General features: G+C 71.2%; 17 protein-coding genes and 2 pseudogenes. 7 read left to right on the top strand and 12 right to left on the bottom strand.

The window, feature by feature from the left end; all coding sequences use genetic code 11:
* Positions 1–353: 353 nt before the first annotated feature.
* The 3 genes and pseudogenes from AAT21_RS38635 to AAT21_RS05395 all read right to left on the bottom strand — a co-directional run.
* Positions 354–669 (bottom strand): annotated as a pseudogene (locus AAT21_RS38635) (DNA-3-methyladenine glycosylase); the annotation flags it as partial.
* Between the two features lie 29 nt (positions 670–698).
* Positions 699–1310, bottom strand: coding sequence for a DNA-3-methyladenine glycosylase (locus AAT21_RS05400; protein WP_046775457.1), 612 nt, complete (start codon positions 1308–1310; stop codon positions 699–701).
* A gap of 14 nt (positions 1311–1324) precedes the next feature.
* Positions 1325–1582 (bottom strand): annotated as a pseudogene (locus tag AAT21_RS05395) (DNA-3-methyladenine glycosylase); the annotation flags it as partial.
* 108 nt (positions 1583–1690) lie between these two features.
* On the opposite strand from AAT21_RS05395, the gene AAT21_RS05390 reads away from it, so the two are divergent.
* From AAT21_RS05390 to AAT21_RS05380, 3 genes are all read left to right on the top strand, one after another.
* Positions 1691–2473, top strand: coding sequence for a sporulation protein (locus AAT21_RS05390; RefSeq protein ID WP_046775455.1), 783 nt, complete (start codon positions 1691–1693; stop codon positions 2471–2473).
* 766 nt (positions 2474–3239) lie between these two features.
* The gene (locus AAT21_RS05385) at positions 3240–3776 is read left to right on the top strand and encodes a YbhB/YbcL family Raf kinase inhibitor-like protein (protein ID WP_046775454.1); all 537 of its coding nucleotides are present in this window, start codon (positions 3240–3242) and stop codon (positions 3774–3776) included.
* A gap of 149 nt (positions 3777–3925) precedes the next feature.
* Positions 3926–4429, top strand: a complete 504-nt coding sequence (locus tag AAT21_RS05380; protein ID WP_046775453.1) for an HNH endonuclease — start codon at positions 3926–3928, stop codon at positions 4427–4429.
* 37 nt (positions 4430–4466) lie between these two features.
* Here AAT21_RS05380 and AAT21_RS05375 read toward each other — a convergent pair whose 3' ends face one another.
* The 4 genes from AAT21_RS05375 to AAT21_RS05360 all read right to left on the bottom strand — a co-directional run bounded on the left by AAT21_RS05375 (position 4467) and on the right by AAT21_RS05360 (position 7722).
* Positions 4467–5237 (bottom strand): sulfite exporter TauE/SafE family protein, encoded by a 771-nt coding sequence (locus AAT21_RS05375; RefSeq protein ID WP_046775640.1) that lies wholly within the window; start codon positions 5235–5237, stop codon positions 4467–4469.
* A 91-nt stretch (positions 5238–5328) separates the two neighbouring features.
* Positions 5329–6315 carry an SPFH domain-containing protein gene (locus AAT21_RS05370; RefSeq protein WP_046775452.1) on the bottom strand — a complete coding sequence of 329 codons (987 nt, stop codon included), beginning with the start codon at positions 6313–6315 and terminating at the stop codon, positions 5329–5331.
* An 84-nt stretch (positions 6316–6399) separates the two neighbouring features.
* On the bottom strand, positions 6400–6828 hold the full coding sequence (locus AAT21_RS05365; protein WP_046775451.1) for an NfeD family protein: 429 nt from the start codon (positions 6826–6828) through the stop codon (positions 6400–6402).
* A 99-nt stretch (positions 6829–6927) separates the two neighbouring features.
* Complete coding sequence (locus AAT21_RS05360; RefSeq protein ID WP_030829467.1) at positions 6928–7722, bottom strand: ABC transporter ATP-binding protein; 795 nt, start codon at positions 7720–7722, stop codon at positions 6928–6930.
* Positions 7723–7855: 133 nt separating this feature from the next.
* Between AAT21_RS05360 and AAT21_RS05355 the strand changes: the two genes are divergently transcribed.
* Entirely contained in the window at positions 7856–8629 is a 774-nt protein-coding gene (locus AAT21_RS05355; protein WP_046775450.1) for a hypothetical protein, read from the top strand.
* Positions 8630–8706: 77 nt separating this feature from the next.
* Here AAT21_RS05355 and AAT21_RS05350 read toward each other — a convergent pair whose 3' ends face one another.
* The 4 genes from AAT21_RS05350 to AAT21_RS05335 form a co-directional block, all read right to left on the bottom strand.
* Positions 8707–9318, bottom strand: a complete 612-nt coding sequence (locus AAT21_RS05350; protein WP_052757641.1) for a YVTN family beta-propeller repeat protein — start codon at positions 9316–9318, stop codon at positions 8707–8709.
* A gap of 144 nt (positions 9319–9462) precedes the next feature.
* Positions 9463–9708 (bottom strand): chaplin, encoded by a 246-nt coding sequence (locus AAT21_RS05345; protein ID WP_030962220.1) that lies wholly within the window; start codon positions 9706–9708, stop codon positions 9463–9465.
* Between the two features lie 149 nt (positions 9709–9857).
* Positions 9858–10520 (bottom strand): response regulator, encoded by a 663-nt coding sequence (locus AAT21_RS05340; protein WP_046775449.1) that lies wholly within the window; start codon positions 10518–10520, stop codon positions 9858–9860.
* Positions 10513–11661 (bottom strand): GAF domain-containing sensor histidine kinase, encoded by a 1149-nt coding sequence (locus AAT21_RS05335; protein ID WP_200904334.1) that lies wholly within the window; start codon positions 11659–11661, stop codon positions 10513–10515. The genes AAT21_RS05340 and AAT21_RS05335 overlap by 8 nt, the downstream gene beginning before the upstream one ends.
* A gap of 195 nt (positions 11662–11856) precedes the next feature.
* Here AAT21_RS05335 and AAT21_RS05330 point away from each other — a divergent pair, with 195 nt between their 5' ends.
* From AAT21_RS05330 to AAT21_RS05320, 3 genes are all read left to right on the top strand, one after another.
* The gene (locus AAT21_RS05330) at positions 11857–12603 is read left to right on the top strand and encodes an SDR family NAD(P)-dependent oxidoreductase (protein WP_046775447.1); all 747 of its coding nucleotides are present in this window, start codon (positions 11857–11859) and stop codon (positions 12601–12603) included.
* Between the two features lie 47 nt (positions 12604–12650).
* A complete protein-coding gene (locus AAT21_RS05325; protein WP_046775638.1) occupies positions 12651–13790 on the top strand; it encodes an S-adenosylmethionine:tRNA ribosyltransferase-isomerase in 1140 nt (379 codons plus the stop codon).
* 308 nt (positions 13791–14098) lie between these two features.
* Positions 14099–14788, top strand: coding sequence for a transglycosylase SLT domain-containing protein (locus AAT21_RS05320; protein ID WP_046775446.1), 690 nt, complete (start codon positions 14099–14101; stop codon positions 14786–14788).
* Positions 14789–14878: 90 nt separating this feature from the next.
* On the opposite strand, the gene AAT21_RS05315 is transcribed toward AAT21_RS05320, so the two are convergent.
* A complete protein-coding gene (locus AAT21_RS05315; protein WP_079025429.1) occupies positions 14879–17413 on the bottom strand; it encodes an FHA domain-containing protein in 2535 nt (844 codons plus the stop codon).
* Between the last annotated feature and the right edge of the window lie 119 nt (positions 17414–17532).

Below are 17532 nucleotides of genomic sequence, written 5' to 3'. Positions count from 1 at the left end.
TTCTCAAGGAACGGACGCTTCCTTTGTACTCACCCTCAGCAACATCGGCTGGGGCTTTCCTCCGGGCTTTCGTTCTGCTGTCTTACGCTTCCAACTCTACCAGATCATTTCCGCGCCGTTTCCGGTTTCGGATTTGAATTCAGCGACCGTTGGGGGTCTTTGCCTTTCGGCTTTCACTACGTTAGCGCCTTTCCCTTGCGACTCATAATCGAGCCGCCGGCCGGGAATTCGGGCATGCCGAACAGAACCCCGCCAGGGGTAAGTCGTAGGTAGTGGGTTGGCCGCTCTGGGGCTGCCGATGGCAGTGCCCGTAAAAGCGGCTCGAACTACGTTAGGCGTCCGGCTGGGGCGAGTCAAGTTGAGCGGCGGCGTGGCGAGTGGGCCCGGTAGGGGCTCACCGTCGGGTCGCGTGGGTGATCCAGCAGCGGTACGGGTGGTCCGCGCCGGCTCCGCCGACTCCCGTACGAGGACCGCTGCTCACCAGATCGGACGAGGTGGGAGTACCCACGAGGAGGGACAGGGGGGAATCGGGACCTCCGCAGAGGCCGGTCCCGTCCAGCGAGCGGTCCACGTCCAGAGCCGTGGCGAGGCAAGCCGACTCTTGGCGAGTTCCCGTGGGTTTCTGGCTGAAACTCGACGTTTGGCAGCCAGGTCGGCGCCGGCCGTGACTGTTGGCCGGCAGCAAGGCGCACAGCGTGTCAGGCTCCGGTGGTCGGTGCGGCTCGCGGGCTCAGCCGGTACGCCGAGACCGTTGGATCACCGGCGAGGTAGAACCGGTGTTGCCAGTCGTGGGCCTTGCTCACGCCGACCCGAGGACCGACCCGGATGAGCGCGGCAGGTACCGGCTCACCCTCGGACAGCATGACCGAGGTGCCTGTCAGGAGGTTCGCGCCGTTGTGCTCCGCCGTGATACCGAGGGCCTGGCCGACGTTTCCCGGACCTCGCGCAAGACGTGGGGTCTCGACCCTCTCCCCTCGCCGCTTGCGTGCCAGGTCCTCCCCCTCGATGACCCTGCCTGCCCGGATGAGAACACCCGAGGCGATGCCGTCCGTCCCGGTGACGACGTTGGCGCACCAGTGGAGACCATGGGAACGGTAGACGTAGAGGTGTCCTGCGGGGCCGAACATGGTGGCGTTACGTGGTGTCCGGCCCCGGTAGGCGTGGGAGGCTGGATCAGCCGTACCGGAGTACGCCTCGGTCTCCGTGATGGCGATGCTCACGGTCCCCTCGGGGGTCTTGCAGGTGAGGACGCATCCGAGCAGCTTGGGGGCGACCTCTTCAGCGGGATGGGAGAGGAGATCGACGTTCATGCTGACTGCCTTGACATGCCGTGGATGAAGTAGACGTACGCGTGTCCGGGCGGGCCGGACAGCGATGCGTTCCGTGCCGTGCGCCCCCGGTAGGCGTGCGAGCCCGGATCGGACTCCCCCTCGTACGCCTCCACCTCCGTGATGCGCAGTTCCAGGGGGCCCTCCTCGGTACGCCGGACGAGGGTGCGGCCGAGGAGGTCCGGGGCCACGGTGCGGACCGGGCGGTCGAAGAAGGACCCGGACAGGGGCGTACGGTCAGAACGCGCGCTCATCCGGTCGAGCGTAGTGGACCGCGACCGCCTGCAACCGGGACCTGATGTTCCGCGTTGGTAAGGGGTAGTCGCGGCGTAGTCGCCAGATCGTTCAAGGGGAGTTTGAGCATGGGCTTCAAGAAGCTGTTCGCGAGCCTGGGTGCCGGTGGTGCTTCGGTGGACACGATCATCACCGAGCCGAACGTCGTTCCGGGCGGGATCGTCCAGGGCGAGGTCCGGCTCCAGGGCGGATCCGTGGAGCAGCAGATCGAGGGACTGTCCGTCGGGCTGCAGGCGCGGGTCGAGGTCGAGGGCGGTGACCAGGAGTACAAGCAGGACGTCGTCTTCACCAAGCAGCGTCTCGGCGGGGCCTTCAAGGTCCAGGCCGGTGCGCTGCACGTGGTGCCGTTCGCGATGGAGATCCCCTGGGAGACGCCGATCACGCACTTCGCGGGTCAGCACCTGCACGGCATGAACATCGGGGTCAGCACCGAGCTGGAGATCGCCCGTGCGGTCGACGCCGGCGACCTCGACCCGATCAACGTGCACCCGGTGCCGGCGCAGCAGGCGATCCTGGACGCCTTCCGGCAGCTGGGCTTCACCTTCCGCAGCGCGGACATGGAGCGGGGGCACATCCGCGGGACGCGGCAGACGCTGCCCTTCTACCAGGAGATCGAGTTCCTGCCGCCGTCGCAGTACCGGGGGCTGAACCAGGTCGAGCTGACCTTCGTCTCGGACGGCCGGGAGATGGACGTCGTCCTGGAGATGGACAAGAAGCCGGGTCTGTTCAGCGAGGGCAGTGACACCTACCGCTGCTTCCAGGTGGGGCTGCAGTCGTACCAGGGCACGGACTGGGCGGCGTACCTGAACCAGTGGATCGCCTCGGTGGGCTCGCAGCGCAACTGGTTCTGATGCCCTGCTTCTGATCCGGACGGCGGGGACGGGCCCCGGACGCCACTGGCGTCCGGGGCCCGTCCGCGTCTGCGGGTGGGGGACCCCATGCGGGCGTAGCCCGTGGTGGTGATCTTCTCCAAGGAGAGGTGGGCCACCGTGGCCCGGTCCGCGACGGCAGGGTGTTGCCGACGCGCAGGGCCGTCGTCCCCTCGTCGGAGAGGGCCCGGCGGACGAGGGTGAACTCGTCGAGGGAGCCCTTGAAGGGGGGCGGTTCGTAGCCGTCGGGGCGGGCGCCGGGGTGGAAGCCGGCCGTCTTGAAGGCGTCGCCGTAGGTGGGCGAGCCCGGTCGGCAGATTCCGGGAACCGCGGGCAGGACAGCGGTTGGGTCCCGTCGGCGGCGTTGGTCCGGGAGTCGTCGATGCTCAGCGTCAGCTCGCCCGCCTTCCGCTGGAGGACCACGTGGTGGAACTGGTCCTCGGCGGTGCGGAACGGGGTGTCGGGGATGCTCGCCACGGTGGTGGCGTTCTCGGTCCGGACGAGGCCGACGAGCCGGCCCGTGCACGGTTCGGCGCGCAGCCTGGGCTGTCCCGCTCGCCTGCGCGGCCGGCGCGGACCCGAGGCCGGTGGCCGGTGGCCGGGGTCGCCACACAGGCGACAAGCGCCGCGAGCGGCGAGAAAGTAGATGATCTTGTACGTTTCACGCCCCGCGGGGTAATGAACGATCTTGCCGGAGCCATAGGCTCCGTCTGCGCAGGGTTTGCCATTTCGACCAGGAGGTTTTGACGTGACGGAACGTGACAGGGCGCCGCTCCCCCACGATTTCCATCCCGAGGTGCACGAGTTCACCGTGACGAGTGAGGACGTCTCCCACGGAGCCGACCTGCACGCCGCCCAGGTCCTCACGGGGAAGAACGTCTCGCCGCACCTGCGCTGGGAGGGCTTCCCCGAGGGGACGAAGAGCTTCGCCGTGACCTGCTTCGACCCGGACGCGCCGACGGGCAGCGGGTTCTGGCACTGGGTCCTCTTCGACCTGCCCGTCTCGGTGACGGAGCTGCCGGCCGGTGCGGGCACCGGGGACTTCCCGGGCCTGCCGGAAGGTGCCGTGCACGCGCGGAACGACTACGGGACCCGGGACTTCGGCGGTGCGGCCCCGCCGCGCGGGGAGCGGCACCGCTACGTCTTCACCGTGTACGCGGTGGATCGCGAGCAGCTCGGCCCGGACGAGGACTCCTCGCCAGCGGTCGTCGGTTTCCATCTGCGGTTCCACGCCCTGGGGCGTGCGCAGCTCGTCGCCGAGTACGAGGCGCCCGCCGCGCGCTGATCGTTCGCCCGGCGTTCGCCCGGTCCTGGTCTAAAGAAGGCCGGGACCGGGCATTTTTATTGCGTTGTCCCGCGTGGCGCGCGCGGCCAGAGTGGTTGCGGGCCCTGCCGCCATGGTGGTCGCGGGCCTGCACACGGGAGGTGGGCGAGATGCGGGACACGCTGGTGCTGAATGCGAGCTTCGAGCCGCTGTCGACGGTGACGTTGAACCGGGCTGTGGTTCTGGTGCTCCAGGACAAGGCCGTCGTCGAACAGTCGCACCCCGATCTCCGTGTCCGCGCAGCCACCATGGATCTTCCGATGCCCCGGGTGATCAGGCTCTGCAGGTACGTCAGGGTGCCCTTCCGAAGACATGCTCCCTGGTCGCGGAGGGGGGTGCTGGTCCGGGACCAGCACCGGTGCGCTTACTGCGGCAAGCGCGCGACCACGGTGGACCACGTACTGCCGCGGGCCCAGGGCGGTGGGGACACCTGGCTGAACACGGTGGCGTCCTGCGCCGAGGACAACCACCGCAAAGCGGCCCGGACTCCGGAGGAGGCGGGGATGCCGCTCCTCCGGAAGCCCTTCGTGCCGTCTCCGGCGGACGCCATGCTGCTCGCGCTGGGAGTGGCCGGGAAGGAGGCGCTCCCGGAGTGGCTGGAGCGTTCCGCCTAGACCGTCCGCGCTGAGCGGCGTAGTTCTCCTACGTCGCTCAGCGGACCAGCAGTTGGACGATGGCGAGGATCCCGACCGTCACGATGACGCCGCGCAGGACCGTCGGCGGGAGACGGCGGCCGACCTTGGCGCCGATCTGGCCGCCGATCGTCGAGCCGACGGCGATGAGGAGCACGGCCGTCCAGTCGAACTCGGCGACGAACAGGAAGAAGACGGCCGCGATGCCGTTCACGAGGGCGGCGATGACGTTCTTGACGGCGTTGATCCGTTGCAGGTCGTCGTGGAGCAGCAGGCCCATCAGCCCGAGGTAGAGCACGCCCTGGGCCGCGCCGAAGTAGCCGCCGTAGGCGCTGGAGAGCAGCATGCCGCCGAGCAGGACCGGGCCGCCGTCGGGGTGGCCGGTGTCGCCGCCGGCGGCCTCCTGGCGCCGTCGCAGGGCGGCGGCGAGCCGGGGCTGCAGGACGACGAGGACGAGTGCGAGTCCGATCAGGATCGGCACGATGGTGTCGAAGGACTCCGACGGCAGGGCGAGGAGCAGAGCCGCGCCCGTGAGCCCTCCGACGGCCGAGACCGAGCCGAGGCGCAGGATGCGGGCGCGCTGCCCCTGGAGCTCCTTGCGGTAGCCGATGGCCCCGCTGATCGAACCGGGCACCAGACCCAGGGTGTTGGACACGTTGGCGGTGACCGGTGGCAGGCCGGTGGCCAGCAGCACCGGGAAGGTGATGAGGGTGCCGGAGCCGACGATGGTGTTGATCGTGCCCGCGCCGATGCCGGCGGCGAGAACCGCGAGTGCTTCCCAGATGGACATGGACTGTGCCATCCCCTTTGCATGAGTGAGTCGCCTCCCCGCCATGAAGGTCGAGGGGCCTCACCGATCATGCACCAGGGGGCGTGCGGGCTCAGTCGATGGGGGGCTGCTCGCGGCGCTCCGCGGCGTCCTTGTCGCGTGCGGCCGGGATGCCGCCGCCCTCCTTGCCGGAGCCCTGCGGGTTGAAGCCCGAACCTCCGCCGAGGGGACCGAAGTTGCCCATGGCGCCGGAGAGGCCCTTGAGCGCGTCGCCGATCTCGCTGGGCACGATCCAGAGCTTGTTGGCGTCGCCTTCGGCGATCTTCGGGAGCATCTGCAGGTACTGGTAGGCGAGGAGCTTCTGGTCGGCGTCGCCCGCGTGGATGGACTCGAACACCGTACGGATGGCCTGCGCTTCGCCCTCGGCCTTGAGTGCGGCGGCCTTGGCCTCACCCTCGGCGCGCAGGATGGAGGACTGCTTCTCACCCTCGGCGCGCAGGATCTCGGACTGCCGGACACCCTCGGCCTGGAGGATCGCGGCGCGCTTGTCGCGGTCGGCGCGCATCTGCTTCTCCATCGAGTCCTGGATGGAGGTGGGCGGCTCGATGGCCTTGAGCTCGACGCGGTTGACGCGGATGCCCCACTTGCCGGTGGCCTCGTCGAGGACCCCGCGCAGGGCGGCGTTGATCTCCTCGCGGGAGGTGAGGGTGCGCTCCAGGTCCATGCCGCCGATGATGTTGCGCAGCGTGGTGACGGTGAGCTGCTCGATGGCCTGGATGTAGCTGGCCACTTCGTACGTCGCGGCCCGGGCGTCGGTCACCTGGTAGTAGATGACGGTGTCGATGTTGACGACCAGGTTGTCCTGGGTGATGACGGGCTGCGGCGGGAAAGGGACGACCTGTTCGCGCAGGTCGATCCGGTTGCGGATGGAGTCGATGAACGGGACGACGATGTTGAGGCCCGCGTTGAGGGTGCGGGTGTAGCGGCCGAACCGCTCGACGATGGCGGCGCTGGCCTGCGGGATCACCTGGATCGTCTTGACCAGTGCGATGAAGACCAGAACCACCAGAATGATCAGGACGATGATGATCGGTTGCATGCGGTTCCCCGTGCCCTTCCGGCTGTCTGTGCTGCCCCGTTGATCGGAGTCTCGCAGACCTGTCGGCCGCGAGCAGGCTGCTTCTCACATCACGACGGCGGTCGCCCCGTCGATCTCCACCACGTCGACGGACTGGCCGGGCTCGAAGCTGGTGTCCGAGTCGAGGGTGCGGGCGGACCAGACCTCGCCGGCGAGCTTGATGCGGCCACCGCTGCCGTCGACGCGTTCGAGGACGACTGCGGTTCTGCCCCGCAACGCGTCGATTCCGCTGCGGTGTTGGGGCCGCTGGTCGCGGTGCCGGTTGGCGATGGGCCGGACGACGGCGATGAGCGCGACCGACACGACCACGAACACCAGGACTTGGGCCACCACTCCCCCGCCGAGGGCGGCCGTGACGGCCGCCGCCACCGCCCCGACGGCGAACATGCCGAACTCCGGCATGGCGGTCAGGACCAGGGGGATGCCCAGTCCGACCGCGCCGATGAGCCACCACACCCACGCGTCGATGTCCACGTGGTCATGGTAGGTCGGGTGGGCACGGTCGGGACAGGGTGCGGGCGCCCGTACCCGGAGGGTGACCGGCGCGGCTGCGGCGCGGCCCCGGCCACAGCACTAGCCGAGGGGCAGGCCCTGGGCGGTCCAGCGGTCGGTCCCGTTGCGCTCGACGACCAGGGGGAGGCCGAAGCAGAGCGAGAGGTTGCGGGAGGTCAGTTCGAGGTCGATGGGACCGGCGGTGACGACCTTGCCCTGGCGGATCATCAGGACGTGGGTGAAGCCGGGGGCGATCTCCTCGACGTGGTGCGTGACCATGACCATGGAGGGGGCGAGCGGGTCGCGGGCGAGGCGGCCGAGGCGGCGTACGAGGTCCTCGCGGCCGCCGAGGTCGAGGCCGGCGGCGGGCTCGTCGAGGAGCAGGAGCTCGGGGTCGGTCATCAGCGCGCGGGCGATCAGGGTGCGCTTGCGCTCGCCCTCGGAGAGGGTGCCGAACTTCCGGTCGAGGTACTCGGTCATGCCGAGGCGGTCGAGGAAGGCGCGGGCGCGCTGCTCGTCGACGGCCTCGTACTCCTCCTGCCAGGTCGCCGTCATTCCGTAGGCGGCGGTGAGGACGGTCTGCAGGACGGTCTGCCGCTTGGGGAGCTTGTCGGCCATCGCGATGCCGGCCACGCCGATGCGGGGGCGCAGCTCGAAGACGTCGACCTTGCCGAGGGTGCTGCCGAGGATGGTGGCGGAGCCCTTGGTGGGGAAGAGGTAGCTGGAGGCGAGGTTCAGCAGAGTGGTCTTGCCGGCGCCGTTGGGGCCGAGGATCACCCAGCGCTCGCCCTCCTTCACCGACCAGGAGACCTGGTCCACCAGCGCCCGGCCCTCGCGGACCACGGATACGTCCACCAGCTCCAGAACATCGCTCATGAGCGTGTTGTCACCCCTTGCAGTCACGGTTCACTGTGCGCCGGTAGACGCAGCCCCAGGGGAAAACCTACGCCACTCGGGAAGGGGTCCGGGGCCGGGGCCCGGTGCCGGGCGCGATCCGTAAAGTGAGGGGATGCTTTTCGAACCACGTTCAGGGCGGCTGGCCGCCTGGGGGAACGCGCTGCTGGCCGGTCTGGTCTCGCCCGACGAAGCCGCGATGTCGATCGTGGGTGAGGACGCCGTGCACCGGGTGGCGGGTCTGCCGGGCGAGACGGGTCCGGTCGGGCTCACGCTGGCGCTCGGCCGGCTCCGCGCGCTGGGGGTGTCGGGTCTGCGGGTCGCCCTGCCGGTCCCGGGGCATCCGCTGGGGCTGAGCGGGCCGCCGGAGTTCAACGCGCGGGCGCTGGAGGCCGAGGAGGCGGTCGTCGCGGTGGGGGCGGCGCTGGGGCTGGTGCCGGAGGTGGCGGAGGCCGGGCCGGCCGGTGATGTGCACGTGTCGGTGACCTGGCACGTACTGCCGGTCCGGGAGACCCCGCCGGCGGACGTGCCGTCGCTCGGCGAGGCGGAACGGGAGCTGGCGGAGGCGCTGCGCGAGGCGACCGTGGTACTGACCCGGCTGGACGTGGCGGGGTCGGGTCCGGTGGCGGAGGCGGCGCTGTCGGCGTACCGGGCGCGGGCGGATGCCGGGCGGGAGGCGCTGGCGCCGGGGTATCCGGCGCGGGCGGTACGGGTGCTGGCGCTGGCGCAGCGGGTGGACCTGATGGTGTCGCTGGCGTACGAGAGCGGACACGGGGGTGCGGTGGCCGCCTCGGAGATGGCGGCGCGGTCGGAGGCGCTGCGGCCGGTGGAGCGGGTTGCGCGGCGGGCGCTGGTTGCCGCGTACAACTCGGCGGTGGAGCAGCACTAGCCGTACGCCTCCCGCGGGTGTCGGGGCCCGGGCTGCGCCCGGACGGGCTTCGCGGGCTCCGACCCGCACCCCGCGCCTCACACGCCGGCGGGGCTGGATCCGGCCACGCCCGTGGGGCCGTCGCCGACCGGGATCGTGGCCGTGGGGGTGGCCGTTGCGGTGTCGATCACGGTCAGGGTGTCCGAGTCGAAGTTGCTGACGTGGACGTGGGAGCCGTCCGGGGCGACGGCGAGGCCGTTCGGGCCGTCGCCCACGGCGATGGTGTCCGTGACGGTGCCGGTGGCGGTGCTGATCACCGACACGGTGTCCCCGGCGACGTTGGCCACGTAGACGCGCTCGTTGTCCGGTGAGACGGTCACTCTGCTCGGTTCCCGCCCGACTCCGATCGTTTCGACGACCGTCCTGGTGCGGGTGTCGATCACGGAGACGGTGTCCGCGGCGGAGTCGGTGACGTAGAGGCGGGCGCTGTCGGGGCTGACGGCGACGCTGTCGGGCCCGTCGCCCACGGGCACGTCGTCCACGACGCCGCCGGTGCGGGGGTCGACGACCGAGACGGTGTCGGAGTGCAGGTTCGCGACGTAGACGACGGGGCCGGGCCGCTCGGGCGGTGCGGCGGCCAGTCCCGTCAGGGCCGCGGTCGCGCAGAGTACGGCGGCGGTCCGGCGTGCGATGTCCCCGTTCCTGGTCATGCGGGCCACGCTAGGGCGGCCGGTGGCGCGGTGAGGTGAGGCTCGCGCCGGGGGCACGCGACGGCACCCGGACGCCGTCCGGACGCGCCGATGCGGCCCCGCTTCCAGGGAGAGGGGGAAGCGGGGCCGCATGTCGGGGTGGGGTCAGGCGTTCACGCCGGTGTTGCCCCACGCGCCGTTGAGCAGGCCGATCACGTTGACCGTGTTGCCCACGACGTTCACGGGGACGTGCACCGGGGCCTGGACGAGGTTCCCCGAGGCCACGCCGGGCGAGTTCAGGGCCTCGCCCTCCGCCGACGCACCGCCGTGCGCCGAGGAGACACCCGCGCCGGCGGCGAGGAGGCCGCCCGCGATCATGGTGACGGCTGCGGCCTTCTTGAAGTTCTTCACGTTCTCGTCCTCCAGTACGTCGGCCGCGACCAGCCGTCGCGGCACGTCATGGAGAACGGCCGCCCCACGGCCGGGGATACGCCATGTGGGCTACATACACCCGACCGTATGAATCTCAGACCGGAAGGAGTCGGTCCGATTCGGCCGCCTCAGTCCGTGATTCCGTGCCTGACCGCCCACAATGCGGCCTGGGTCCGGTCGGAAAGGTCCAGCTTCATCAGGATGTTCGAGACGTGCGTCTTGACCGTCTTCTCCGACAGCACCAGCGCGCGGGCGATCTCGCGGTTGGAACGGCCGTCCGCGATGAGGCCGAGGACCTCCCGTTCGCGGTCGGTCAGCGAGCCGGGCCGGCCCGCCGCGGGGCTCTGCTCCTCCTGTGCGAGCAGGGCCTCGGCCACCTCCGGCTGGAGCAGGACGTGGCCGGCGTGGACGGAGCGGATGGCTCCGGCCAAGGCGTCGGGGTCGATGTCCTTGTAGACGTATCCGGCGGCGCCCGCGCGCAGGGCGGGGACCACGGTCCGCTGCTCCGTGAAGCTGGTGACGATCAGCACCCGCGCGGGGTTCGCCAGCTCGCGCAGCCGCCGCAGGGCCTCGATGCCGTCGGTGCCCGGCATCTTCACGTCCATGAGGATCACGTCGGGGCGCAGTTCCCCGGCGCGGGCGATGCCCTCCTCGCCGTCGGAGGCCTCCCCGACCACCTCGATGTCCTCCTGGACCTCCAGGAAGGTGCGCAGGCCCCGCCGGACCACCTGGTGGTCGTCCACCAGCAGGACCCGGATACGGCTGCCGCTTCGGCCGGTGCTCTCAGCCACCGGGGACCTCCATCTCGATCGTGGTGCCCTGCCCGGGCTCCGAGTGCACGGTGAGGCGGCCTCCGACGCCGCTCGCGCGGTCCCGCATGGAGACCAGCCCCAGATGACGGCCCGCCCGGCGGACGGCCCGGGGGTCGAAGCCCTTGCCGGAGTCGACGACCCTGAGGACCGCGCCCCCGGCAGGCGTCCGGGTCAGGGTGACCTCGACCCGGTCGCCGTCCGAGTGGCGCAGGGCGTTGTGGAGGGCCTCCTGGGCGACGCGGAGCACCGCTTCCTCCTGGGCCGCGGGGAGGGCCCGTACGCCGTCGCAGGTGAAGGTGACGTGCGCGGTGTGCGCGCGGTCGAGCACGTGCACGTGCGTACGCAGGGTGGCCACCAGGCCGTCCTCGTCCAGGGCCGCCGGGCGCAGCTCGGTCACCGCGGCGCGCAGTTCGTCGGCGGCCTCCGCCGCGAGGGCGGCCACCTGCTGGAGTTCGTCCTTGGCACGGGCCGGGTCGCGGTCGACGAGGGTCGCGGCGGCCTGGGCGGTCAGGCGCAGGGAGAAGAGCTTCTGGCTGACGGCGTCGTGCAGCTCGTGCGCGAGGCGGGAGCGTTCCTCCGCGATGGTGAGCTCGCGGCTGCGTTCGTAGAGCCGGGCGTTGGTGAGGGCGATCGCCGCGTGCTGGGCGAGGAGGGAGAGGAGTTCCTGGTCCTCGTCGGTGAAGACGCGGGTGCTGCCGTCCGGGGCGCTGCGCTTGTTCGCGAGGAAGAGCGCGCCGAGGGTCTCCTCGCCGTCCCGGACGGGCATGCCCAGGAAGTCGGACATGTCGGGGTGGGCGGCGGGCCAGCCCTCGAAGCGGGGGTCCTTGCGTACGTCGGCCAGCCGCTCGGGGCCGTTCCGGTGGAGCATCGCGGCCAGGATGCCGTGCTGCCGGGGCAGCGGGCCGATCTGCCGCCACTGCTCCGCGCTGATGCCGTCGACGACGAACTGGGCGAAGCCGCCGTGGTCGTCCGGGACGCCGAGGGCCGCGTACTCGGCGTCCAGCAGTTCGCGGGCCGACACCACGATCGTGCGCAGGACGTCACGGACCTCCAGGCGGCGGCTCATGGCGAGCAGCGCGGTGCTCACGGCGGCCAGGCCGCTGCGGGGTCCGCCCTGCAGGGGGCTTGCGGTCATGGCCTCACCGTACCGGCGGCCGTGACCTGCGGGATCGGGCGGTGGAGGGACCCGGGGCACCCCGCAGGGCGTAGGTCGAAGGGACCTGTACGGGTGGGGCCGGCGGCCGAGGCGGTGGGGGCCCGGCCGTTCCTAGGTTGAGGGCATCTGCTGATCGGAACGAAGGCGAGAGGTGCTGTCATGTCGGTGGCGATCGTGACGGGGGCTTCCCGTGGGCTCGGCCGGGCACTGGCCGGGGAGCTGGCGGGGCGGGGCTGGGACCTGGTGCTGAGCGCGCGGGGGGCTGCGGCGCTGGAGGAGGTCGCGGCCGGGCCGGCGCGGGCCGCGGGGGTGCGCGTGGTGGCGGTGGCCGGGGACGTGTCCTCGCCGGATCACCGGGCGGCGCTGGTGGCGGCCGCGCGCGGGCTGGGCGGGCTGGACCTGCTGGTGAACAACGCGGGGGTGCTGGGGGCCGAGCCGCTGGTGCCGCTGGCGGCCCAGCCACAGGCCGGGCTGCGCGAGGCGTTCGAGGTCAATGTGCTGGGGCCGCTGGGTCTGGTCCAGGAGGGGCTGCCGCTGCTGCGGGCCTCGGCGGCGGGGGCGGTGCTGAACATCAGCTCGGACGCCGCGGTGGTTCCGTACGCCACGTGGGGTGCGTACGGGGCGACCAAGGCGGCGGCGGACCTGATGTCGGCCGTGCTGGCGGTGGAGGAGCCGGAGCTGCGGGTGTGGTGGGCGGATCCGGGGTCGATGCGGACGCGGATGATGGCGGCGGCCGAGCCGGGTGAGGACCTGGCGGGGCTGCCGGTGCCGGAGGAGGTGGCGCCGGTGCTGCTGCGGCTGCTGGAGCGGTGGCTGCCGAGCGGGCGGTACACGGCGGAGGGGCTGGCCACAGCTTCGGCCGAGGCACCGGCCGGGTCCTCGGCGGGCGGCGGGATCCGTCGATGAGCGGGACCGGTGCGCGCGGCGGCGGGGTGGGCGGGGCCCGGGCCGGGATGGGGGGCCGGGCGGCGGTGGTGCACGAGGAGCCGACGACAGGACTGCATATAAGGGACATACCTCGCGAGCTGCTGGCTCGGGTTCCGGCCGAGCAGCGGGGTCCGGGGCTGGGGCGGGACGCGGTACGGCTGCTGCTGTCCCGGGGCGGCACCCGGGTGTCGCTGCACGCCTTCCGGGAGCTGCCGCACCTGCTGCGGGCCGGCGACGTACTGGTGGTGAACACCTCGGCCACCCTCGCGGCCGCCGTGGACGCCCGGCTGGGCGGCGAGGCCCTGGTGGTGCACTTCTCGACCCGGGGGGACGACGGCCGCTGGGCGGTGGAGCTGCGCGCCCCGGCGGGCGGCGGGACGACCCGGCCGCGGCCGGGCGGGCCGGCCGGTGCGGTGGTGGAGCTGCCGGGCGGCCGCCGCCTGGTCCTGGAGGAGCCCCTGGCCGCGGGTGCGGACCGGCTCTGGTGGGCGCGACCCTCCCCCGTACGCCCCTCCACCGCCCGGCCCTCCCCCGTCCCGTACGGGGTTCCGGAGCTGCTGCGGGAGCACGGGCGGCCGATCCGGTACGCCTACACCGAGCGGGAGCAGCCGCTGCCGGTGTACCAGACGGTGTTCGCGGTGCCCGAGCCCGACGGGTCGGGCTCGGCGGAGATGCCGAGCGCGGGCCGGCCCTTCACAGCGGAACTGGTGGCGCGGCTGGTGAGCCGGGGGGTGCAGTTCGCGCCGCTGACCCTGCACACGGGGGTGGCCTCACAGGAGGCGCACGAGCCGCCGTACCCGGAGCGGTACTCGGTGCCGGCCACGACGGCGGCGCTGGTGAACGCGGCGAGGGCCGGGGGCGGGCGGGTGATCGCGGTGGGGACCACCGCGGTGCGGGCGCTGGAGTCCGCGGCGGACCCGCGGGGGGTGGTGCGCGCGGCGGGCGGCTGGACCGATCTGGTGGTGACGCCGGAGCGCGGGGTGCGGGTGGTGGACGGCCTGCTGACCGGGCTGCACGAGCCCGGGGCCTCCCACCTGCTGATGCTGGAGGCGGTGGCGGGGCGTGCCGCCGTACGGCTGGGGTATGCGCAGGCGCTGGCCCGGCACTGCCTCTGGCACGAGTTCGGCGACGTCCATCTCCTCCTCAGGGATGACAACCGTCACTGAATGAATTGCTTAAGCAACGCATGGTGAGAACGACGTAAGGGCGATGTGAGCCCCGGCATAGGACCCACATCACTTACGAAGCTCCCTAGTGGAACAAACCATGCCCTGTCAGGGCGGACGGGCGTAGCGCCGAGGCCGGAAATCGACCCTCGGCGCCCGCCCCTGATCCACTAAGCAGGATCGTACGTCACACCTTTGCCACAGGATTTTGCCGCCGCTAAGAATTGCTCCCGTCGCCAGGCGCCGCGGATCCCGGATCCGCTCGGCGCCTTCCTGCGGCCCCCGCTATTCGAAGAGGTTGCCCCGCCATGTCTGCTTCCCGCACTCCCGGTCACAGTCGTCTGACGAAGGCACACAAGCTGTCCATCGCCGGTGTCGCCACGCTGAGCGCCGCCGCCGTCGCCTTCTCCCTCGTACCGGCCGACGTGGCCGAGGCCGAGACCATCTCCGCCGCCCCCGTCGCCTGGACCCAGGCCGTGAACGGCACGCAGACGAAGGCCCTGTACGGCCACCTCTCCACGCAGCACGTCATCGCCGACGCGAACGCCAAGGCCGCCGCCGTGGCCGCGAAGGCCAAGGCCGACGCCGACGCCAAGGCCAAGGCCGAGGCCGCCGCGAAGAAGGCCCGCGAGCAGAAGGCCGCAGCCAGCCGCTCCGCCGCCCGCACCCCCGTCTTCGCGAACAACCTCGACGGCTGGATCAAGGAAGCCCTCTTCATCATGAAGAAGGAGGGCATTCCGGGCACCTACGCCGGTATTCACCGCAACATCATGCGTGAGTCCAGCGGCAACCCGATGGCGATCAACAACTGGGACATCAACGCCCAGAACGGCATCCCCAGCAAGGGTCTGCTCCAGGTCATCCTCCCGACCTTCAAGGCGTACCACGTCAAGGGCACCAAGTTCGACCAGTACGACCCGGTCGCCAACATCGTCGCCGCCTGCAACTACGCGGCCGACCGGTACGGCTCGATGGACAACGTCAACAGCGCCTACTAGGCCTTCGGCGGTCCTCGCCCCACCTCGAAACGCGCCGAAGGGCGGCACCCGGATCCCAGATCCCGGGTGCCGCCCTTCGGCTTTCGGCGCTTACTTGCCCGCGCGCATGACCTCGGGCTCGTGGCGGCGCAGCAGGCGCTGCACCAGGAACCCGCAGGCGATGCCGAGGGCCAGCAGGACGATGATGTTCAGGCTCCACTGGCCGACCGTGGCGTCCCAGAGCGGGTCGGTGTTGGTCGGGTTGTCCTGGTCCCACGGCGGCATGAGCCTGCCGAGGTCCAGGGTGGCGCCGGCGGCGGCGATGGCCCAGCGGGACGGCATCAGCCAGGCGAACTGCTCCAGGCCCGGGGAGTCGTAGACCTGGAAGAGGATGCCGGTGAAGACGACCTGGACGATCGCGAACATGACCAGCAGCGGCATGGTCTTCTCGGCGGTCTTCACCAGCGAGGAGATCACCAGGCCGAACATCATCGAGGTGAAGCCGAGCGCGATGACCGACAGGCACAGCTCGACCGCCGGCGGCATCAGCAGGCCATCGAGGGGCAGGTCGCGCGGGGTGAAGCCGATCGCGCAGATGATCACGCCCTGGAGGGCCGTGATGAAGCCGAGGACGATCACCTTCGACATGAGGTACGCCGACCGGGACAGGCCGGTCGCGCGCTCGCGCTCGTAGATGACGCGTTCCTTGATCAGCTCTCGGACCGAGTTGGCTGCGCCGGAGAAGCACATGCCGACCGCGAGGATCAGCATGATCGTGCCCGCGTCGCCGTTGAAGCGCGACGGCGGGGTCGGCGGCGCCAGGCCGAAGGTCGCGGGGATGACCGTGGAGACCACGCCCAGGACGGCCGGCAGGATCAGCATCAGGCCCATGAAGCCCTTGTCCGACGCGATCACCGAGACGTAGCGGCGGATCAGCGTCCACAGCTGCGAGCCCCAGCCCTGCGGCTTGGTCGGGCGCATCTGCTGGGCCGACGGCATGACGACCGGCTGCGGGGCGACCGCGTCGAGCTCGGCGGCGTAGAGCTGGTAGTGCTGCGAACCCTTCCAGCGGCCGGCCCAGTCGTAGTCGCGGTAGTTCTCGAACGCCGAGAAGACGTCCGCCCACGTGCCGTAGCCGAAGAAGTTCAGTGCCTCGTCCGGCGGGCCGAAGTAGGCGACGGACCCGCCCGGGGCCATGACCAGCAGCTTGTCGCAGAGCGACAGCTCGGCGACGGAGTGGGTGACGACGAGGACCGTGCGGCCGTCGTCGGCCAGGCCGCGCAGCAGCTGCATGACGTCGCGGTCCATGCCCGGGTCGAGGCCGGAGGTCGGCTCGTCCAGGAAGATCAGCGAGGGCTTGGTGAGCAGCTCCAGGGCGACGGAGACGCGCTTGCGCTGGCCACCGGAGAGCGCGGTGATCTTCTTGTCCTTGTGGATGTCGAGCTTGAGCTCGCGCAGCACCTCGTCGATGCGGGCGGCGCGCTCGGCCTCGGCGGTGTCGCCGGGGAAGCGGAGCTTGGCCGCGTACTTGAGCGCGGTGCTGACCCTCAGCTCCTTGTGCAGGATGTCGTCCTGCGGGACCAGGCCGATGCGCTGGCGGAGCTCCGCGAACTGCTTGTACAGGTTGCGGTTGTCGTACAGGACGTCGCCCTGGTCGGCGGGCCGGTAGCCGGTCAGCGCCTTGAGCAGGGTGGACTTGCCGGAGCCGGACGGGCCGATGACGCCGATCAGTGACTTCTCCGGGACGCCGAAGGTGACGTCCTTGAGGATCTGCTTGCCGCCGTCGACCGTGACGGTGAGGTGGCGGGCCGAGAAGGAGACCTCGCCGGTGTCGACGAACTCCTCCAGCCGGTCCCCGACGATGCGGAACGTCGAGTGGCCGACGCCCACGATGTCGTTCGGGCCGAGGAGCTGGGTCCCGGACTTGGGCAGCGGCTGACCGTTGACGTAGGTGCCGTTGTGGCTGCCGAGGTCGCGGATCTCGAAGCGGCCGCCGGGCATCGAGTGGAACTCGGCGTGGTGGCGGGAGACCTGGAGGTCGGAGACCACCAGCTCGTTCTCCAGCGCACGGCCGATCCGCATGACGTGGCCCAGCGAGAGCTGGTGGAAGGTCGTCGGGCTGCGGTCGCCGGCGTAGCCCGGTGCTCCGGCCTGCGCCTGGCGGGGCACGGCGCCGCCGCCCTGCTGGTGCGGGAGGTGGGCCTGCGGCTGCTGCGGCTGGTGCTGCTGCTGGTTCCAGGCCTGCTGGGGCTGCTGCGGGGCCTGGTAGGCCGCGGCCTGCGGCTGGGCGTACGCCTGGGCCGGAGTCTGCTGCGCCTGCTGCGCGTGCTGTGCCACGGCGGGCTGCGGCGCGGCGGCGGCGCTCAGATTCAGCCGCGGTCCGTCGGTGGCGTTGCCCAGGTGGACCGGCGTACCGGGCACCAGCGCGGTCTGCTGGACCCTGGCCCCCTGCACGTAGGTGCCGTTGGTGCTGCCGTGGTCCTCGAGCCCCCAACCCTGGCCGTTCCAGGCGATGGTGGCGTGCCGCCACGACACCCGGGCATCGTCGATCACCACGTCTCCCTGGGGGTCGCGCCCCAGCGAGTACGACCTGGACGGATCGAGCGTCCAGGTCCTGCCATTCAATTCCAGTACGAGTTCCGGCACTCCAGCCCCACTTAAGTCCCCCGAGAATCCCCCATGACGTCAGGGAGTCTAGGGATGGCGAACATCCGGGGGAACTATTTCAGGCCTGCAGCCGTATGTGGAATCCGGGCCTTGCCCGG

It is taken from the genome of Streptomyces yangpuensis, assembly GCF_001005295.1.
Taxonomy (GTDB): domain Bacteria; phylum Actinomycetota; class Actinomycetes; order Streptomycetales; family Streptomycetaceae; genus Streptomyces; species Streptomyces yangpuensis.
This window is presented reverse-complemented; position numbering and strand designations above follow the sequence as displayed.

Excerpts from the sequence above, each read along its gene's own strand:
- AAT21_RS05400 (WP_046775457.1), bottom strand. The coding sequence starts at position 1,310 with ATGAACGTCGATCTCCTCTCCCATCCCGCTGAAGAGGTCGCCCCCAAG.
- AAT21_RS05390 (WP_046775455.1), top strand. The coding sequence starts at position 1,691 with ATGGGCTTCAAGAAGCTGTTCGCGAGCCTGGGTGCCGGTGGTGCTTCG.
- AAT21_RS05380 (WP_046775453.1), top strand. The coding sequence starts at position 3,926 with ATGCGGGACACGCTGGTGCTGAATGCGAGCTTCGAGCCGCTGTCGACG.
- AAT21_RS05375 (WP_046775640.1), bottom strand. The coding sequence starts at position 5,237 with ATGTCCATCTGGGAAGCACTCGCGGTTCTCGCCGCCGGCATCGGCGCG.
- AAT21_RS05370 (WP_046775452.1), bottom strand. The coding sequence starts at position 6,315 with ATGCAACCGATCATCATCGTCCTGATCATTCTGGTGGTTCTGGTCTTC.
- AAT21_RS05360 (WP_030829467.1), bottom strand. The coding sequence starts at position 7,722 with ATGAGCGATGTTCTGGAGCTGGTGGACGTATCCGTGGTCCGCGAGGGC.
- AAT21_RS05355 (WP_046775450.1), top strand. The coding sequence starts at position 7,856 with ATGCTTTTCGAACCACGTTCAGGGCGGCTGGCCGCCTGGGGGAACGCG.
- AAT21_RS05350 (WP_052757641.1), bottom strand. The coding sequence starts at position 9,318 with ATGACCAGGAACGGGGACATCGCACGCCGGACCGCCGCCGTACTCTGC.
- AAT21_RS05330 (WP_046775447.1), top strand. The coding sequence starts at position 11,857 with ATGTCGGTGGCGATCGTGACGGGGGCTTCCCGTGGGCTCGGCCGGGCA.
- AAT21_RS05325 (WP_046775638.1), top strand. The coding sequence starts at position 12,651 with ATGGGGGGCCGGGCGGCGGTGGTGCACGAGGAGCCGACGACAGGACTG.
- AAT21_RS05320 (WP_046775446.1), top strand. The coding sequence starts at position 14,099 with ATGTCTGCTTCCCGCACTCCCGGTCACAGTCGTCTGACGAAGGCACAC.